This window comes from Marinomonas sp. ATLA20, from assembly GCF_057180105.1.
This window is the reverse complement of the sequence record NZ_JBXUKU010000047.1, coordinates 1-409: the sequence shown is the minus strand read 5'-3', so window position 1 is coordinate 409 and position 409 is coordinate 1. Positions and strand designations below refer to the sequence as shown.

1 rRNA gene is annotated in these 409 nt (G+C 51.1%); it reads left to right on the top strand.

Going from position 1 to position 409, the window contains the following annotated elements:
* A 23S ribosomal RNA gene (locus AC2A4J_RS20380) occupies window positions 1-409 on the top strand; the annotation flags it as partial.

Below are 409 nucleotides of genomic sequence, written 5' to 3'. Positions count from 1 at the left end.
CCCCCGCCGGAAGACCAAGGTTTCCTGTCCCATGTTAATCAGGGCAGGGTGAGTCGGCCCCTAAGGCGAGGCAGAAATGCGTAGTCGATGGAAAACAGGTTAATATTCCTGTACCGATGTATATTGCGATGGAGAGACGGAGAAGGCTAGGCCAGCACAGCGATGGTTGTCTGTGTTTAAGGCGGTAGGCAAGTGACTTAGGCAAATCCGGGTCACTCTTTTAGAGAGAATGCCGAGAACTGATGACGAGCCCTCTTTTGGGCGAAGTGGTTGATGCCATGCTTCCAGGAAAAACTTCTAAGCTTCAGATATACATTGACCGTACCCCAAACCGACACAGGTGGTCAGGTAGAGAATACCAAGGCGCTTGAGAGAACTCGGGTGAAGGAACTAGGCAAAATGGTACCGT